General features: G+C 74.7%; 15 protein-coding genes and 1 pseudogene. 4 read left to right on the top strand and 12 right to left on the bottom strand.

All coding sequences use genetic code 11. From position 1 onward, the window contains the following. Positions 1 to 62 precede the first annotated feature (62 nt). Positions 63 to 1,022 (bottom strand): pirin family protein, encoded by a 960-nt coding sequence (locus ACFVVA_RS22835; RefSeq protein ID WP_387692049.1) that lies wholly within the window; start codon positions 1,020 to 1,022, stop codon positions 63 to 65. A gap of 180 nt (positions 1,023 to 1,202) precedes the next feature. Beyond that, positions 1,203 to 1,886 carry a ribulose-phosphate 3-epimerase gene (rpe, locus tag ACFVVA_RS22830; RefSeq protein ID WP_359897365.1) on the bottom strand — a complete coding sequence of 228 codons (684 nt, stop codon included), beginning with the start codon at positions 1,884 to 1,886 and terminating at the stop codon, positions 1,203 to 1,205. Positions 1,887 to 2,152: 266 nt separating this feature from the next. Here rpe and ACFVVA_RS22825 point away from each other — a divergent pair, with 266 nt between their 5' ends. After that, positions 2,153 to 3,004, top strand: a complete 852-nt coding sequence (locus ACFVVA_RS22825) for a hypothetical protein (RefSeq protein ID WP_387692047.1) — start codon at positions 2,153 to 2,155, stop codon at positions 3,002 to 3,004. A gap of 13 nt (positions 3,005 to 3,017) precedes the next feature. Here ACFVVA_RS22825 and ACFVVA_RS22820 read toward each other — a convergent pair whose 3' ends face one another. The 5 genes and pseudogenes from ACFVVA_RS22820 to ACFVVA_RS22800 form a co-directional block, all read right to left on the bottom strand. After that, the gene (locus ACFVVA_RS22820; RefSeq protein ID WP_387692045.1) at positions 3,018 to 3,692 is read right to left on the bottom strand and encodes a C39 family peptidase; all 675 of its coding nucleotides are present in this window, start codon (positions 3,690 to 3,692) and stop codon (positions 3,018 to 3,020) included. A 220-nt stretch (positions 3,693 to 3,912) separates the two neighbouring features. Next, positions 3,913 to 4,410, bottom strand: a pseudogene (locus ACFVVA_RS22815) (DUF4188 domain-containing protein); the annotation flags it as partial. Between the two features lie 213 nt (positions 4,411 to 4,623). Further along, positions 4,624 to 5,610, bottom strand: a complete 987-nt coding sequence (locus ACFVVA_RS22810; RefSeq protein WP_387692043.1) for an aldo/keto reductase — start codon at positions 5,608 to 5,610, stop codon at positions 4,624 to 4,626. A gap of 70 nt (positions 5,611 to 5,680) precedes the next feature. Continuing rightward, positions 5,681 to 6,502, bottom strand: a complete 822-nt coding sequence (locus tag ACFVVA_RS22805) for an ABC transporter permease (RefSeq protein WP_387692041.1) — start codon at positions 6,500 to 6,502, stop codon at positions 5,681 to 5,683. Next, complete coding sequence (locus tag ACFVVA_RS22800; protein WP_387692040.1) at positions 6,499 to 7,470, bottom strand: ATP-binding cassette domain-containing protein; 972 nt, start codon at positions 7,468 to 7,470, stop codon at positions 6,499 to 6,501. The genes ACFVVA_RS22805 and ACFVVA_RS22800 overlap by 4 nt, the downstream gene beginning before the upstream one ends. 104 nt (positions 7,471 to 7,574) lie before the next feature. On the opposite strand from ACFVVA_RS22800, the gene ACFVVA_RS22795 reads away from it, so the two are divergent. Then, positions 7,575 to 8,357 (top strand): TetR/AcrR family transcriptional regulator, encoded by a 783-nt coding sequence (locus ACFVVA_RS22795; RefSeq protein ID WP_387692038.1) that lies wholly within the window; start codon positions 7,575 to 7,577, stop codon positions 8,355 to 8,357. A gap of 7 nt (positions 8,358 to 8,364) precedes the next feature. Here ACFVVA_RS22795 and ACFVVA_RS22790 read toward each other — a convergent pair whose 3' ends face one another. From ACFVVA_RS22790 to ACFVVA_RS22780, 3 genes are all read right to left on the bottom strand, one after another. Then, positions 8,365 to 9,744, bottom strand: a complete 1,380-nt coding sequence (locus ACFVVA_RS22790; RefSeq protein WP_387692036.1) for a pyridoxal-phosphate dependent enzyme — start codon at positions 9,742 to 9,744, stop codon at positions 8,365 to 8,367. A gap of 325 nt (positions 9,745 to 10,069) precedes the next feature. Further along, the gene (locus ACFVVA_RS22785; protein WP_387692034.1) at positions 10,070 to 10,894 is read right to left on the bottom strand and encodes a vWA domain-containing protein; all 825 of its coding nucleotides are present in this window, start codon (positions 10,892 to 10,894) and stop codon (positions 10,070 to 10,072) included. A gap of 118 nt (positions 10,895 to 11,012) precedes the next feature. Further along, complete coding sequence (locus ACFVVA_RS22780) at positions 11,013 to 11,573, bottom strand: hypothetical protein (RefSeq protein ID WP_387692032.1); 561 nt, start codon at positions 11,571 to 11,573, stop codon at positions 11,013 to 11,015. A gap of 141 nt (positions 11,574 to 11,714) precedes the next feature. Here ACFVVA_RS22780 and ACFVVA_RS22775 point away from each other — a divergent pair, with 141 nt between their 5' ends. Continuing rightward, positions 11,715 to 12,857, top strand: a complete 1,143-nt coding sequence (locus ACFVVA_RS22775) for a serine hydrolase domain-containing protein (protein ID WP_387692030.1) — start codon at positions 11,715 to 11,717, stop codon at positions 12,855 to 12,857. Further along, the gene (locus tag ACFVVA_RS22770; RefSeq protein ID WP_387692028.1) at positions 12,845 to 13,411 is read left to right on the top strand and encodes a hypothetical protein; all 567 of its coding nucleotides are present in this window, start codon (positions 12,845 to 12,847) and stop codon (positions 13,409 to 13,411) included. Before ACFVVA_RS22775 ends, ACFVVA_RS22770 begins: the two co-directional genes overlap by 13 nt. 164 nt (positions 13,412 to 13,575) lie before the next feature. On the opposite strand, the gene ACFVVA_RS22765 is transcribed toward ACFVVA_RS22770, so the two are convergent. Further along, entirely contained in the window at positions 13,576 to 14,385 is an 810-nt protein-coding gene (locus tag ACFVVA_RS22765) for an alpha/beta fold hydrolase (RefSeq protein WP_387692026.1), read from the bottom strand. 311 nt (positions 14,386 to 14,696) lie between these two features. Then, the gene (locus ACFVVA_RS22760; RefSeq protein WP_387692024.1) at positions 14,697 to 16,208 is read right to left on the bottom strand and encodes a PQQ-binding-like beta-propeller repeat protein; all 1,512 of its coding nucleotides are present in this window, start codon (positions 16,206 to 16,208) and stop codon (positions 14,697 to 14,699) included. Positions 16,209 to 16,254 lie beyond the last annotated feature (46 nt).

Here is a 16,254-nt window from a genome sequence, read left to right as displayed (position 1 = left end):
CGGTGGCACCCGTCCCGCGGGAACGGTCCGATGAATCCAAAGGGCCGACACCGGTCCGCGGGTCAGCGCTCGCGCCCGCGGGCCTTCAACGGGACGGCCGGCAGCTCCGGGGCGGGCAGCCGCTCGCCGTCGTAGCCGTGCACCTCGCCGAAGCGGTCGCCGGTCATCCAGTCGGCCCGGGCCCGCGCGATCTCCTCGGTGGAGCGGCCGACGAAGTTCCACCACATGACGATCCGCTCGCCGAAGGGCTCGCCGCCGAGGAGCAGGACGGCGGCGTCGCCGTGGGCACGCAGCGGGAGGTCGGGGCGACCGCAGCCGAGGTAGAGCATGGAGCTGGGCTCGACCGGGACGCCGTCGACGTCGACGCGGCCGGACATGGCGAGGACGGCGTACTCGAAGTCGGGGACGAGCGGGAGGCGGAGGTCCGCGCCGTCGGCGAGGGCGAGGTCGGCGCCGACCAGCGGGGTGTGGACGGTCCCGGGCGAGGTGGCGGTGTCGAGGGTGCCGAGGATGACGGTGGCGCGCAGGCCCCGGCCGGTGACCACGGGCAGGTCGGGGTGGTGCTCGAAGGCGGGGGCGATGTTCCGGCCGGCCTCCGGGAGGGCCACCCAGAGCTGGGCGCCGTGCAGGTGGCGGGCGTGCGGGCGCGGGGACTCCTCGGAGTGCGAGATCGCCCGGCCGGAGGTCATCAGGCCCAGCTCGTACGGCCGGACGGTCCGGAGGCTGCCGAGGCTGTCGCGGTGCAGCACCTCGCCCTGGTGGAGCCAGCTGACCGTCTGGAGGCCCATGTGCGGGTGCGGCGGGACCCGCATGCCGGGCTCGTCGGCGATGTCGTCGGGCCCGTAGTGGTCCACGAAGCACCAGGCGCCCACCATCCGGCGGCCCAGGTTGGGCAGCAGGCGCCGGACCACCGTGCTGCCGCCGAGCGGGAATTGACGGGCCGTCAGCAGATCCTTCACCGGGCCGGCGCTGGCCTCGCGGCCGCAGCCGGCCGGGGCGGGCCTGAGGTCGAGGTTGCTCATCGCGGTTCCACCACCGTACGGAGAGGGGCCGGGCACGGTCCTCGGAGGACGTCGTCACCGATCATCCGCCACGGTGCGGCGTTCCTCCACCCGCGCCCGGCCATCCGGCGGTGCCGGCACCGCCGGCAGCCCGGCGACGCGACGGCAGGCCCAGCGGATCGGCTGCGGACCCGGCGGGCCTCAGTGCCCGCAGGCCCACCAGGCGTCCGCCGTCGCCTTGTCGGCGAGGTCCCGCAGCTTGCGGACCGCCTCGGCCGGGTCCTCGGCCCCGTACACCGCCGAGCCGGCCACGAACACGTCCGCGCCCGCCTCCGCGCAGCGCTCGATCGTGTTCGCCGCGACGCCGCCGTCCACCTGCAGCCACAGCTCCAGGTCGTGCTTGGCGATCAGCTCCCGGGTGCGGCGGATCTTCGGCAGCATGATGTCCAGGAAGGCCTGGCCGCCGAAGCCGGGCTCGACGGTCATGATCAGCACCATGTCGAGCTCGGGCAGCAGGTCCTCGTACGGCTCGATCGGGGTGCCCGGCTTGAGCGCCATCGACGCGCGGGCGCCCTTGGCGCGGATCTCGCGGGCGAGCCGGACGGGCGCGGCGGCGGCCTCGACGTGGAAGGTGACCGAGCCGGCGCCGGCCTCGACGTACTGCGGGGCCCAGCGGTCCGGGTCCTCGATCATCAGGTGGAGGTCGAGCGGGGTGTCGGTGGCGCGGGCGAGCGACTCGACCACCGGGACGCCGAGGGTCAGGTTGGGCACGAAGTGGTTGTCCATGACGTCCACGTGCAGCCAGTCGGAACCCCGGACGGCCTCGGCCTCGTCGGCGAGCCGGGCGAAGTCCGCGGACAGGATGCTGGGGTTGATCTGGGCCATGACCGACTACCTTCGTACGAGGACCTGCGGGGGCTGGGCGCCCCCCGGGAGCGGGCACCTCATCCCATCATCCCGCGCCGTACCGCCGCCGGGCGCACAGCGCCGCCTCGGCGTGACCGTCATCACACCCCCGGCAGGATTACCGGGGCCCCCGCCGTGGTCATCAGCCCTTGAACGGGCCACGGCCCGCCGCGGCTCCCGCCGGGCCGTCCCGACCGCCGAGCTCCCCGGTCCGCCCCGGAGCTCCGTCCGAGGAAGGTCTCCCGATGACCGATCTCGTCCACCCCGCCCGCGCGCTGTGGTGGCTCTTCGAGCCGGTGCACGCCGTCACCTACTTCCTGCCCGAGGGCCGCGCCGCCTTCGAGGAGGCCGGCCTGCACGGCCGACTGCACGGCTACTTCGCCACCCGATCGGCCCCGCTCGGCGCGGTGGACGCCCCGCCGGTGACCGCCGCCTTCTTCAACTTCTCCCCCTCGATGGTCGAGCGCGCCCTGCCGGAGGTGTGGAACCACGCGAGCCCGGAGGAGGCGCTGACCGCCCGGCTGAAGGCCTCCGCGACGATCCTGGAGGCGCTGCTGGAGCACGTGGACAAGGAGCAGGTCGAGCTGGTCGCCGAGACCCTGGAGCAGGCCGCCACCCGGCTGGACTGCGCCGGGCGGGTGCTGGCCGCCGCCAACGCCGCGCTGCCCCGCCCGAGCGGCCTGTACGAGCGGCTCTGGCAGGCCGCCACCGTGATGCGCGAGCACCGCGGCGACGGCCACGTGGCCGCCCTGGTGGCGGCCGGGCTGGACGGCTGCGAGGCCCTGGTGGTCCGCTGCGCGATGGACATGCGGCGCGAGATGCTCCAGCCGCTGCGCGGGTGGACGGACGCCGAGTGGGAGGCGGCGGCCGACCGCCTGGTCGAGCGCGGCTGGCTGACCGCCGAGGGGACGGTCACCGAGCTCGGCCGGATCCGTCACCAGACCCTGGAGGCCGCCACCGACCTGGCCGCGGCCCGGGTCTGGGACGACTACCCGCGGACCGAACTCGACCGGCTCGCCGCGGCGTTGAAGCCGATCTCGGCGCTCTGTCGCGGCCGGCTGCCGATCAACCCGATGGGACTGCCGGACAACCAGTGACCGCTCCGCGACGTCAGGGCGAGGAGATCCGGGGCGGGCCGAGCACGATCCCGCGTCCGGCGTAGAACCGCCCGAACGACCGCCACGGCACGCGCGCGAAGGCCTGCGACTCCCCCGGGAACCCGGAGGGGTTGTGGATCAGCAGCGCCGTGTCCGTGGCACCCACCGCCAGGACCAGGTGCCCGCCGCGCCGCACCGGCTCCGGCCCGTACGGCTCCCGGATCGACGGGTGCACCGAGACCATCACCAGCCGGCCGTCGGCCACCTCCGACGACACCTCCTCGGGCGTCAACTCCCTTGCCCGCGCGGCCAGTCCCCAGCGCCGCTCGACGTACTCGGCGAACGGCGCGTGGATCAGCCCGCGCAGGCTGTCACCGTCCCGCAGGTAGGCGCCGGCCGCCACGCACTCGCCCGCGAGCGCCAGCGCCGCCGGGGTCACGCCCCACCAGTGCGCCAGCGCCATCCGCAGACAGGCCACCCCGCACAGCCGCCAGGACCACCACGCGTACTCCTCCGCGGTGGCCGCGCCGGACTGCCCCCAGCGCGGATCGGCGGACGCCTCCAGCCGCCCGTCGACGATCTCCCGCACCAGCTCCGCCGACTCCCACTGCGCGCGGTACGGCACCTCGTGCACCACCCGCACCGACCGCGCCGGCGCCTGCGGCCGCGCGTCGCCCCGATCCACCATTCCCCGACGCTCTCACGGTGCGGCGGCCGGGCGGCCCACGACACTCCCGGCGCGGCCGTACTCAGGCACCGGGGGCCGGCGCGGCCCCGACCTCGGACTCGCCCGCCCCGCCCGGCGCCGTCCGCGCCCCACCGGTCTCCGGCGCCGACCGGCCCGCCTGCGACTGCGACTGCGACTGCGACTGCGACCCGACGGTCTCCGGCCCCGGTGCCGGCTCCGGTGCCGGCTCCCGGTAGGCCAGCCGCTGCGCCGCGTGCCGGCCGCGCGCCTCCACCGGCAGCGAGCCGGTGGCGCCGGCCAGGCCGAACGGCGGCATGTCGAAGTAGATCGACTCGTACCCGCCCGGCGGCGCGATGTACGTCTCGTGCCAGAGCCCGACGTGCCCGCGGGCCTTGCCCTCCCGCAGCTTGCGGTTGGCGATGCCCCACACGGTGTGGTGGAAGCCGTCCGGCGCGCTCGCGTAGCCGTACAGCTTCTCCTTCGACTCCCAGTACTGGACCACGTAGTAGGTGCGCGGCGAGGCGGTCAGCAGGATGCGGCCGCGCAGGCCGCGCTCGGGGGCGCGGCGCAGGTCGTACAGCATCCGGAGCATCGAGAACATCACCGGGCCCCAGTGGTGCACGGCCCAGAAGCGGTTGATCCGCATGCCGATCAGCAGCACCACGGTGTCGCCGGTGGCGGCGGCGGTGGTGTAGCCCGGCTGCGGCTTGGCGAACAAGGCCAATTGTGCCTCCCCGTACCCTTGCCCATGTAAGCGGTGACTAGACCAGTGCCGGACGGCCCGGTCAAGGCTCGCCACCCTCACAATTCGGCTACTGTGCGGGCCGGTTGACGCCACCGGGGGCCGGGGGCGCCGGTCCGCGGCCGGCTCCCCCGGGTACCCGCGGGGCCCCGGCCCCCGACGAAGGGGCCGGGGCCGGACGCGGACGGCCTACCAGGCGTAGTCCTCCGGGGCGGGCCGGTGGCCCGGGAAGAGCTCGTCGAGGTGGTCGAGGGTCTTCTGGTCGAGCTTGAGGTCGAACGCGCCGATGGCGGCGTCGAGGTGGGCCGGGGTGCGGGGGCCGATGATGGGGGCCGTGACGGCCGGGCGGGAGAGGAGCCAGGCGAGGGCGAGGTCGGCGGGGTCGGCGCCGAGTTCGGCGGCGAAGTCCTCGTAGGCCTGGATGCGGTCGCGGTGCTTGGCGAGGAGTTCGCTGGCGTAGGGCATGGCGCTGCGGTCGCGGGTGCCCTCGCGCTCCTTGCGCAGGACGCCGCCGAGCAGGCCGCTGCGCAGCGGGGACCACGGGATCAGCCCGAGCCCGTAGTGCTGGAGGGCGGGGACGACTTCGAGCTCGATGGCGCGGTCGAGCAGATTGTAGAGGGACTGCTCGCTGACCAGGCCGAGGAAGTGGCGGGCGCGGGCGGTCTCCTGGGCCTGGGCGATGTGCCAGCCGGCGAAGTTGCTGGAGCCCACGTAGACGACCTTGCCCTGGGCGACCAGGACCTCCATCGCCTGCCAGATCTCCTCCCAGGGCGTGGCCCGGTCGATGTGGTGCATCTGGTAGAGGTCGATGTGGTCGGTCTGGAGGCGGCGCAGGCTGGCCTCGACGGCCTTGCGGACGGCGAGCGCGGAGAGCTTGCTCTCGTTGGGCCAGTCGCCCATGTCGCCGTAGGCCTTGGTGGCGAGGACGGTGCGCTCGCGGCGTCCGCCGCCCTTGGCGAACCAGCGGCCGATGATCTCCTCGGTCCGCCCCCGCAGCCGGCCCTCGCTGTCGCGGCCGTAGGTGTTGGCGGTGTCGAAGAAGTTGATGCCGCGCTCGTGGGCGGTGTCCATGAGGCGGTGGGCCTCGGCCTCCTCGGTGTGGGGGCCGAAGTTCATGGTGCCGAGGCAGAGGCGGGAGACGGTCAGGCCGGTGCGGCCGAGGTGGGTGTACTCCATGGCGCCCCACCCAAGACCACACCGGCTCCGCTGTCCAGCACATTTGGCGGGAGTGCCGGAACCCGGCGGATCACCGCCCGTGGGTGGCGAACTTCCGTACGGCGAGCGGCATGCAGACTGCCAGCAGCAGGGCGCTCCAGAGCAGTGCGGCGAGGACGGCGTGCTGCGTGGGCCAGGCGGAACCGGCCGCCGAGGGGTTGCCGAACAGTTCCCGGCAGGCCTGGACGACGGAGCTGACCGGGTTCCAGTCGGCGAGGAACCGCAGCCAGCCGGGCATGCCGCCGGTCGGCACGTACGCGTTGGTGATCATCGCCAGCGGGAAGACCGCCACGGACAGCTGACCGGCCGCCTCCTCCTTGCCGACGGCCAGGCCGAGCAGGGTGCCGACCCAGGTCATCACGAATCGGAAGAGCAGCAGCAGCGCGAACGCCCCTGCCGCGTCGGCGAGTCCGTTCCGGGCCTGCCAGCCGGTGGCCAGCCCGACCAGGGCCAGCAGGGCCAGGACGACCGTGCTGACCAGCAGGTCGGCGAGGGTCTGCCCGAGCAGCAGCCCGGTGCGGGAGACGGGCATGGAGCGCAGCCGGTCGGTGACTCCGCGCGAGACGTCGCGGGCGGCGCCGACCATGGTCGGCATGATGCCGTTGGTGGCCACCATGGCGAACAGGCCTGGCATCAGGAACTCCCGGTAGTCGCCGCCGCCCGGTACCTGCATGGCACTGCCGAGGACGTACCCGAAGACCACCACCATCACCACCGGCACGCCCAGGGAGGCGGCCAACAGGCCCGGTGAGTGGCGGTAGTTGAGCAGGATGCGGAGCACCGAGGTCCAGGTGCCGGTGGCGAGCCGGCCGATGCCGGACGGTCGCGCCGGGGCGATGTGCGCAGTGGTCACCGGGCGGCCCTCCCGGCGTCGGCGGACTCCTGGGTGAGTGCGAGGAACACGTCGTCCAGCGAGGGCGCCCGCACCGCGACGTCCTGCGCGACGACCCCGGCGCCGTCCAACTCCCGGACCAGCGACGGCAGCAGGACGGACACGCCGGGCGTGGTCAGCACCGTGACGGTCCGCTCGGCGACGTCCACCCGGGCGTCGCTCCCGGTCATCGAGGACAGCACGACGGCGGTGGCGGCGAGCTGTCCGGGGTTGGCCAGGGTGACGGAGACCTGGCTGCCGATCGCCGCCTTGAGCCGGTCGGGCGGTCCGGTGGCGATGGCGGCGCCGTGGTCGACCACCACGATGTCGTCGGCGAGCCGGTCGGCCTCCTCCAGGTACTGGGTGGTGAGCAGCACGGTGGTGCCGCCGTCCGCGAGTTCCTTGACGGTGTCCCAGATCGCCTGCCGGCTGCGCGGGTCGAGCCCGGTGGTGGGCTCGTCCAGGAAGAGCACCGGCGGGCTGGTGACCAGGCTGGCGATGAGGTCGAGGCGCCGGCGCATGCCGCCGGAGTAGGTGCGCACGAGCCGGTCGGCGGCCTCGGCGAGGCCGAAGCGGGTGAGCAGTTCGTCGGCGCGCTCCCGGGCCCGGCGGGCGCCGAGGTGGTGCAGCCGGCCGAGCAGGCGGAGGTTGTCGCGGCCGGTGATGCCCTCGTCGACGGCGGCGTGCTGCCCGGCGAGGCCGATGGCGCGGCGGACGTCCTCGGCGGCGCGGACGACGTCGTGTCCGGCGACCCTGGCGGTGCCGCGGTCGGGGGCGACCAGGGTGGCGAGGACGCGGACGGCGGTGGTCTTGCCGGCGCCGTTGGGGCCGAGCAGGCCGCAGACGGTGCCGGCCGGGACGGCGAGGTCGAGGCCGCGCAGGGCCTCGGTGGCGCCGAAGCGCTTTTCCACGCCCGCCATCTCGATGGCGGGTCGGGCGGTGTCGGACATGGCTCTGCCCCTCTCTAGGTACAGCGTACGTAGAAGCGCGCGCAGGCGCATCCTACTACGTACGCCGTACGTATCTAAGATGGGGGCAGCGAGGTGATCTTCCAGTGCCGTCCAGCAAGCCCACACCGTCCAGCACGCCCGCACCGGGCGGGTCCGCACCGGGCGGGTCCGCACCGGCGTCCAGCAAGCCCACACCCCCCGAGGCCCCCGAAGTGATCTGGCTGCGCCCCGAGCGCGCCGGACGCGGCCCGCGCCCGGCCCACAGCCGCGACTCGATCGCCGCCGCCGCCATCGGGATCGCCGACGCCGAGGGCCTGGACGCGGTGTCCATGCGGCGGGTCGCGGCGGCGCTCGGCGCGGGCACCATGTCGCTCTACAACTACGTGCCGAAGAAGGAGCACCTGCTCGACCTGATGCTCGACGCGGCCACCGCCGAGTACCGGTTCCCGTCCGCGCCGAGCGGCGACGTCCGGGCCGACCTCGCCGACCTCGCCCACCAGCAGCTCGGCATCTTCCGCCGCCACCCCTGGCTGCCCGCACTGGTGCTGGCCCGCCCCGGCATCGGCCCCAACGCCCTGCGCTACACCGACCACTTCCTCGCCGCCACCGCCCCCACCGGCCTGGGCGGGAGCGACCGGATGGAGGCGATGGCCCTGATCAACGGCTTCATCGTCCAGTTCGCCCAGTACGAGCGGACGGCGGCCGCGGGCGCCAAGTGGCAGTCCGAGCTGGTCGGTTACCTCGGCCGGGCGGCGGCGAGCGGCGAATTCCCGCACCTGGCCCAGGCCTTCGCCGCCGCGGGCCCGCCCGCCGACCCGGACCGGGCGTTCGACCGCACCCTGGACCGGGTGATCTCCGCCATCCTGATGCCGACGGGCGACAACTGACGCACCGTCAGCCCGCGAGGACCTCCCTCGTCAGCAGCCCCGCCACCCGGCCGTCCAGCAGCACCAGCACCGCGGGGCGCCCGCCCGCCAGCGCCGCCCGCGCCTCGGCCGCCGACTGCCCGACGCCGACCGTCGGCAGTGCCGGACCGAGCAGCGCGCCCAGCGGGTCCCCCGGCTCGGCGCTGCCGTCCGCGAGCGCCGCCGTCAGCACCTCCCGGGACACCGAGCCCGCCACCTCGGTCGCGTTCACCCCGAACGGGCGCGCCGGCCGCGCCAGCACCGCCGGGGCGACGCCGCCCGGCGCGTCCCGCAGCACCCGGGCCGCCTCGCCGACGGTGGCGCCGGCGTCGACCGTCACCAGCGGCCCGGCCACCTCCAGCAACGGGCGCAGGCCCTCCGCCTCCTCCTCCAGGAAGCCCCACTCCCGCATCCAGGCGTCACTGTGCACCTTGGACAGGTAGGAGCGGCCCGAGTCGGGCAGCACCACCACGACCAGGTCGTCCGGCCCGAGCGTCCGCGCCACCCGCAGCGCCGCCGCGACCGCCGTGCCGGAGGACGGGCCGGCCAGCAGGCCCTCCTCGCGCGCGAGCCGGCGCGCCGTCAGCAGCGACTCGCGGTCCCGGATCCGCTCGAAGGAGTCGATCACCTCCGACCGGTAGGCCTGCGGCCAGCGGTCCTCGACGGTTTCGGGGTGGAGGAAGTGCCCGATGCTCTCGACGAACCACGGGCTGCCGTCCCCGCCCCCGTACGAGGAGGACTCCGGGTCCGCGCCGACCACGGTCACCGTGCCGCCGGAGGCCTCCTTCAGGTATCCGCCGGTACCGGTGACGGTGCCGCCGGTACCGACGCCCGCGACGAAGTGGGTGACCCGGCCGCCGGTCTGCTCCCAGATCTCGGGGCCGGTGGTCCGGACATGCGCGTCAGGATTGGCCAGGTTGTCGTACTGGTTGGCGAGCCAGGCACCGGGGATCTCCTCGGCCAGCCGCTGGACCACCTTGAACAGGTGCCGCGGGTCCTCCTGGGGCACCAGGGTCGGCGCGAGCACCACCTCGGCGCCGTACGCGCGCAGGATGTCCGCCTTCTCGGCCGCCGCCTTGTCCGCCACCCCGGCGATCACCCGGTACCCGCGCTGCCGGCCGACGATCGCCAGGCCGATGCCGGTGTTGCCGGAGGTCGCCTCGATGATCGTCCCGCCCGGCTTCAGCAGGCCGTCCCGCTCGGCGGCCAGCACCATCGACAGTGCGGCGCGGTCCTTGACGCTGCCTCCGACGCTGAGGAACTCCGCCTTGGCGTAGATCGGCGCGGCGATCCCGGCGCCGAGCCGGGCGAGGCGGATCAGCGGAGTCCCGCCGATCGCGTCGAGGACGGATTCGTGAACTGCGGCCATCGTCGGCCCCTTTCGCTGGCGCTGTCCGTCCGAGCCTGCCCAGGCCAGGGGCCCGGTAGACGGCAGCGACACCGTTCCTCACGGACCGCCTTCGGCCGGGCCGTCGAAGCCCGCCCCTCCCCGCCTCACCGCCTAGGCCCTCTCTTTCGGATCACGCCAGGCGGTCGCCGCCGGAGCACGCACCTCGCCGGCTTGTCGTCGGTCGCCGATGGCCCCCAGCCTGGCGGCCGGGAGGTGCCCCCACCGCATGGACTCCCTCCTCCGCACCGCCGATGCACGCACTCCAACGACGCCCACCGGTCCGACGTGATCCGAAAGAGAGGGCCTAACCGCGCCGGCTCCGCCTCCCCGGGCCCCCGGTGAGGGTGGCCCAGAAGCCCCTGCGCTCCGACGGCGGGGCCGCCGGGGCCGCCGTCGGCTGCGGCTGCGGCTGCTCCGGGACGATGCCCTGGGCCCGGGCGGCCGCGAGCCAGCTCGGCAGCTCGGCGAGCAGCAGGTCGTACAGCTCCTCGTCGGAGACCGTCCGGGGATCGCGCCCCAGGTGGACGAAGCCCGCGTTGTCGATCGGCCGCTTCTCCGGGACGGGCAGTTCGTCCAGCTTCCGCAGGAAGTCGAACTGCCTGCCGTCCGGGTCCCCGAAGCCGATGAACTGCCAGAAGATCGGCAGCGTCGCCGCCTCGCACAGCCGCTTCTCCGCCGCGCTCTTGCTGATCGGGCCGCCGTCCGTCTGGAACAGGACGAAGGCCGGCGCCGTGGCCCCGCTCTCCCGGTAGTGCCGGATCACCGCGTCCATCGCCAGGTGGTAGCTGGTCTTCCCCATGTGCCCGAGGCCCGCGACGATCCGGTCGATCCAGCCCGCGTGGTCCGCCAGGGCGATCTCGGCCTGGGCGTCGACCTCGGTGGAGAAGAAGACGACCGGTACGCTCCCGTCGTCGTCCAGGTGGGCCGACAGTCCCAGTACCCGGTCGGCGAGCGCCTGGACGCTGCCGTCCTTGTAGTAGGGCCGCATCGAACCGGAGTAGTCGACCACCAGGTACACCGCCACCCGCTGGCCGTTCAGCCCGCGCCGCTCCACCGAGGCGCCGGCCGTCTTGTAGAGGCTCACCAGCCCTGGCGCGCTCCGCTCGACCTTGCTCAGACTGACGGCCATGTCCCACTCCCTTGCCCACCGCGGCAGCAGAGCTGCCGGCGCGCGTGATCGTCAACGCGCTCCCGACACTCTGCGGGGCGGACGGCGGCCGCGGCAAGCCTTCGCCCCGACCCGCCGCTCACCAGCCGTTCGGGTGCCGCGACAGCCAGTCGGCGTGCCGCTCCTTCAACCGGTCGCGCTCCTGGGGTGTGGCCAGGTGGACGTCCGCGCCGCCGTCGTACGGGTGGTACAGCCGCCGCATCCCGGTGTCCGTGATGATCACCCCGGCCTCCCGCTCGTCGGCGACCCGGCGCAGCAGCCGGTCCAGGCCGCCCCGCCGCCACTGCCGCCGCTCCACGAAGACGTGGCAGTAGGTGCGGAACTCCGGCTCGGGGTCGTCGCTCTGGAGCCAGGTGCGCCAGTGCCTGGCGTCCCGGTGCATGCGGGGGACGCTCGTCCTGCTCGTCCACCGGGGCGTGAGGACGTACACCTCGGCGCCGGCGAACAGCTCGTCCAGCACGGTGTTGTGGCGTTCCAGGACGATCGCGTACTCGCGCTCGTCGTCGGGGTACCGCTTGGACTCCGGCAGGCTGTGGAAGCGCACCCAGACGTCCCGCGCCCGGCTGTCGATCTCGTGCCCGACGGGCTCCGTGCCGGGCCACCGCCGCTCCCAGAGCGCGGTCAGCGCCTCGCGATCCACCTGGTTCCCTCCTCCGTTCCGACGGGCGAGTCTGCCACATCCGTCCCACCAGCCCCGGCCTGGTGAAATCCCCTCGTCACGGCCGCCCGGCTCCCGTAGCGTGGTTCGGTCGATCTTGAGGGCAGAACGGGGCACCACATCATGCAGCAGCACCACGGCTGGGCCGACGAGCGCTTCGGCGCCGTCGCGGACGCCTTCGCCGCCAACTTCACCGAGTTCCCCGAACTGGGCGCCGCCGTCACGGTGTTCTCCGGCGGCCGGAAGGTGGTCGAGCTGTGGGGCGGCACGGCCGACGACCGCACCGGCCGGGCCTGGACGCAGGACACCGTCGTACCGGTGTTCTCCTGCGCCAAGGGCCCGGTGAGCATCTCCGCGCACCTGCTCGCCCAGCAGGGCCGGCTCGACCTGGACGCGCCGGTCGCCCGCTACTGGCCGGAGTTCGCCCGGAACGGCAAGCAGGCCGTCACCACCCGGATGATCCTCGGCCACCGCGCCGGCCTCCCGGCCCTGGACGCGGCGCTCTCCTTCCAGGAGGTCGCCGCCTGGGATCCGGTGATCCGGGCGATCGAGGCGCAGCGGCCGCTCTGGGAGCCGGGCTCCACCCACGAGTACCACGGCCATGTGTTCGGCTTCGCGGTCGGCGAGGTGATCCGCCGGATCACCGGGCTGACCCCGGGCACGTTCCTGCGCGAGGAGATCGCCGAGCCGCTCGGGCTGCCGGTCCGGATCGGCCTGCCGGAGAGCGAACTGCCGCGCCTGGCCCGACTGGTGGAGGCCGAGGGCCGCCGGCCGATGCCGGGCCCGGAGCACCTGCTCACCCGGATCGTCACCATGAACGGCGCCCTGGTCTTCCCCGGCCTGGACGTGCCGCACGGCTGGAACGACCCCGACCTGCACGCGATCGAGCTGCCCGGCGCGGGCGCCGTCGCCTCGGCCACCGGCCTGGCGGGCCTCTACGCGGCGGCGGCCACCGGCCTGGACGGCGGCGAGCGACTGCTCTCCGCCGACACCGTGACCGACGCGGTGCGCGAAGTCTCCTCCGGCGCGGGCTTCCTGGGCTTCGACCTGGGCGCCCGCTGGGGCTCCGGCCTGCTGCTGGACTCCCCCGCCTTCCGACCGCTGCTCGGCGCGCGCAGCTTCGGCAACGACGGCGCCGGCGGCCAGTTCGCCTTCGGGGACGACGAGTTCGGCGTCGGCTTCGGCTACGTCGCCAACCGGATGATCGGCCACGGCGACGCCCGGGCGAACCGCCTGATCGAGGCGGTGCGCGGGTGCCTGGGCTGACGGGCTTCCTCCCGCTCGTCACCGGCCTGGCCACCACCGGCGGCCTCGGCGAGCTGCGCTACGGTGCCTCGCTGCCCGAACTCGCCGCCCACTACGGCGATCCGTGGGACGGCGGCCGCGTCCACCGCGGCCACCGGTGGCCGCACGCCTTCGGCTGGGGCGACGTGCAGACGGTGTTCTGCCGCTGCCGCCGGCTCCACGCGCTGTCGCTGCCGGTCTGGCACGGCGAGCTCGACCTCCCCCGGCCGGGCGGCGGTTCGGTGACGGTCGACACCCACGTCTCCGAGCGCGACCTGATGGCGGCGCTGACCGCCACCGGCCGCAGCTGGCGGACGGTGACGTACGAGAACCTCCCGGGCCAGCGGAACCTGGAGTTCTCGCCGGCCGAGGAGGTCCGGGTCGAGCTGGTGCTCACCGACCGCGACGGCTACGACCAGCCGCCGCTTCCGGAGTGGGTGCTGCACAAGGCGGTGCTGTGGGGCTTCGAGCACGTCGAGTGCCCCGCGCCGGACGGAGACCTGCCGGACGACGGCTGGGGCGCCGGCGACCGCTAGCCGCCGCCGACCGCTAGGGCGGCCACCGACCGCCCGGGCCGCGCGGGTCGCGGTGGGCCGTTCCGTCCCCTGTGCGCAACGGCCCACCGCCGACCGTCCGCTACTTCAGCAGGAAGTCCCGTTCCCGGCGGACGGTCGGCCCGCCGCAACCGCGACGGCGCGCCTCAGCCCAGCGCCCTCGGCAGCACCACGCGCACCCACTCCTCCGGCTGCGAGAGGTGCGGGGCGTGCCCGGCGCCCGCGTACAGGTGGCGTTCCGGCTTGGGCAGGGCGAGGTCGATCAGGTCCAGCACCTCGCCGAACATCGGGGCGCTGTCATCGCTCTGGGTGAGCAGCGCGGGTTCGCCGAACCGCGCGAGCCCGGTGAGGTCGAGGTCGAGCGCGTCCGGGTCGCGCAGCTCGTCCAGGTAGGTGGGCGCGTTGCGGATGTAGGTGTGCCGGACCGGCGCGGGCAGCTGCTCCCAGGCGCCGGGGCCGAGGGCGAGGCTGTCCACGTACAGTTCGGCGGCGGCGGCCGACTCCGCCTGCTCCAGCAGCTCCCGGACGGCGGCGATCCGGCCGGCGAAGGCGGTGCCGATCGGGCGCAGGTCCGGGTCCGCGAGCAGGATGCCGGTCCCCGGCGGCTCGTGCACGGCGATCCCGCGCAGCAGGTCGGGCCGGGCGGCGGCGAGCCGGAGGGTGACCAGCGCCCCGTAGGAGTCGCCGTAGGCGAAGGCGGGCGCCAGGCCCAGCTCCTGGATCAGCCCGGCCAGGTCGGCCGCGTCCTCGTGCACCGAACCCTGGGTGAGCGGGTCCTCGCTGCGACTGTGCCCCCGGCGGTCGTAGGCGACCGCGGTGGTGGACTCGGCCAGGCCCGGCAGCACCCGCGCCCAGGAGTCCGCGTCGCTCCAGGAACCGTGCACCAGGACGACGCCGGGGCCCTCACCACGGGCCTCGTAGTGCAGCGCCACCCCGTTCACCCTGATCTCGGCCATCACGAGTCTCCCGATCTCGGCGGTGCTCCCCCACCAGCGTGACACAACCGCCCGGAAGGCTCAGGTCCTCCGGTGGCGGGCCCGCCGAGGGCGGCCGGGCGGATCGCGAGGGCCGCCTCCGCTGGTGGTCGGGCGGATCGCGAGGGCCGCCTCCGCTGGTGAATCGGGCGCCGCGCGGCCGTGCCGGACCGCCGTCCCCGGCCGGCGCGGTCGCCCGGCGCCCCGCCCACGGCGGTCACCCGGCGTCACCGGCCGCCCCGCCACCGCCCCATTGCGGTGACGGTCCGTTACCGGTTTCCCGGGCGCGGGCCTCAGCTCAGCACCCGCACCGGCGGCTCGTCCCGGGTCCCGTCCTCCGCGACCACCGTGAACCGCTCCGGGCCAGACACCGACAGGTCCACCGGGTAGAGCGACGCGGTGTCGTTGACGTCCAGCACGGCGCTCTGCCGCCCGGTCGCCACCTCCACCCTGGTCACCCGGCCCCGGGTCATCGCCCACACCGAGCCGCCGTCCACCACCAGGCCGGTCACCTGGTCGTCCAGCCCCGCCGTCCAGCGCCTGCCGCCGTCCGTGAGCGAGTACGCCAGCAGCCGGCCGGTGGCGGTCCGGCTCGGGTGCTTGCCGCCGCTGATGCCGATGTCGCCGGGCTTCTCCCCCGGCACGACGAACAGGTCCCCCACCACCACCCCGCCGAACAGCGGCCGGGCGGTGAACTCGTCGAAGGCGTGCAGCCCGCCCAGCATCACGTCCAGGTCGTACTCGTCCCCGGCGACCGGTATCGCCGCCCGCTGCCGGCCGGTCCGGTCGTAGCTGAGCACCGCGTGGGTGCCGCGCTCGGCCTGGGCGTCCACCCACACCGCGAGCGGGTCGACCGACACCACCGCGAGGTTCTTCAGCCCGCCAACCGCGGGCAGCGCGATCCGCTGCTGCTCCCGGCCGTCCGCCGGGGCCAGCGAGCGCAGCACGGGAGCGGTGTCGCCGCACTGCGCGACCGTGACGGCGTCCGCGGGGCCGCCCGCGACCTGCAGCGGGGTGCAGCCGGGATCGGCCGCGCTGTGCCAGACGTCCCGGCCGTCCGCCAGCCGTACGGCGCGCCAGCCGGCCTTCTCCTGGAGCAGGGCCTGCTGCCCGGCCACCGCGACCACGTCCGGCGCCGCGTCGTCCCCGTCCCGGGCGGGCGCGTCCACGGTGGCGGTCCAGCCCTCCCGGCCGTCGGCGAGGTCGAGTGCGGTGACGGCGGAGCAGGGCCCGTCGTGCGGCGAGTGGCCGATCAGGCCGAGGGCGTCGCCGCGGGCCGTCCCGTCGGGCCCGGTGCCCCGGCTCATCGCGCACACCGTGTCCTGCCCGGGCGGGGACCAGCTCCAGGCGACGGCCCCGGTGGTGCTGCGGTAGGCCACCACCAGGTCCGGGCGGACCCGCACCACGAGGTCCCCGCTGGTCCAGCTGCCCACCGCACGGACCGTGGAGGGCCGGTCCAGCGGCGCCTTCCAGGAGTCGTTGAGGCCGTCGCCGGCGAAGCCGACGAAGATCGTGAGCCCCAGCAGCGCCCCGACCGCGGCCGAGGGGAACCCGGCCTTCGGGTGGATCAGCGCCCAGACGAAGCCCGCACCGCAGGGCATCAGCCCGAGGATGCTAATGATCCCCATGTATGCGAGGCTCTCGCCGCCGAACCCGTTCGCCGGGCCGAACAGCACCGCGAGCCCCATGCTCGCGAACATCGCCCCCAGCACCCCGCCGGAGACCACCATCCAGGTCTCCTTGTCCCAGGCGAACCTGGCTCCCCACCTCGCCCGGACGACAGTGTCCTCGGGCCGAACGGCCATGCCGGTCTCTCCCCTGCGACGCGCCGCCCACCGCGTCGGGGCGACG

Source organism: Kitasatospora sp. NPDC058048 (assembly GCF_042885555.1).
Taxonomy (GTDB): domain Bacteria; phylum Actinomycetota; class Actinomycetes; order Streptomycetales; family Streptomycetaceae; genus Kitasatospora; species Kitasatospora lactacystinica.
Note: the sequence above shows the minus strand (reverse complement) of the source record. Positions and strands in the feature narration are given on the sequence as shown.

Bases quoted from the DNA above. Each gene is read 5' to 3' on its own strand.
- rpe (WP_359897365.1), bottom strand. From the start codon at position 1,886: ATGGCCCAGATCAACCCCAGCATCCTGTCCGCGGACTTCGCCCGGCTC.
- ACFVVA_RS22810 (WP_387692043.1), bottom strand. From the start codon at position 5,610: ATGGAGTACACCCACCTCGGCCGCACCGGCCTGACCGTCTCCCGCCTC.
- ACFVVA_RS22820 (WP_387692045.1), bottom strand. From the start codon at position 3,692: ATGGTGGATCGGGGCGACGCGCGGCCGCAGGCGCCGGCGCGGTCGGTG.
- ACFVVA_RS22790 (WP_387692036.1), bottom strand. From the start codon at position 9,744: ATGGCCGCAGTTCACGAATCCGTCCTCGACGCGATCGGCGGGACTCCG.
- ACFVVA_RS22775 (WP_387692030.1), top strand. From the start codon at position 11,715: ATGCAGCAGCACCACGGCTGGGCCGACGAGCGCTTCGGCGCCGTCGCG.
- ACFVVA_RS22785 (WP_387692034.1), bottom strand. From the start codon at position 10,894: ATGGCCGTCAGTCTGAGCAAGGTCGAGCGGAGCGCGCCAGGGCTGGTG.
- ACFVVA_RS22765 (WP_387692026.1), bottom strand. From the start codon at position 14,385: ATGGCCGAGATCAGGGTGAACGGGGTGGCGCTGCACTACGAGGCCCGT.
- ACFVVA_RS22760 (WP_387692024.1), bottom strand. From the start codon at position 16,208: ATGGCCGTTCGGCCCGAGGACACTGTCGTCCGGGCGAGGTGGGGAGCC.
- ACFVVA_RS22800 (WP_387692040.1), bottom strand. From the start codon at position 7,470: ATGTCCGACACCGCCCGACCCGCCATCGAGATGGCGGGCGTGGAAAAG.
- ACFVVA_RS22835 (WP_387692049.1), bottom strand. From the start codon at position 1,022: ATGAGCAACCTCGACCTCAGGCCCGCCCCGGCCGGCTGCGGCCGCGAG.
- ACFVVA_RS22825 (WP_387692047.1), top strand. From the start codon at position 2,153: ATGACCGATCTCGTCCACCCCGCCCGCGCGCTGTGGTGGCTCTTCGAG.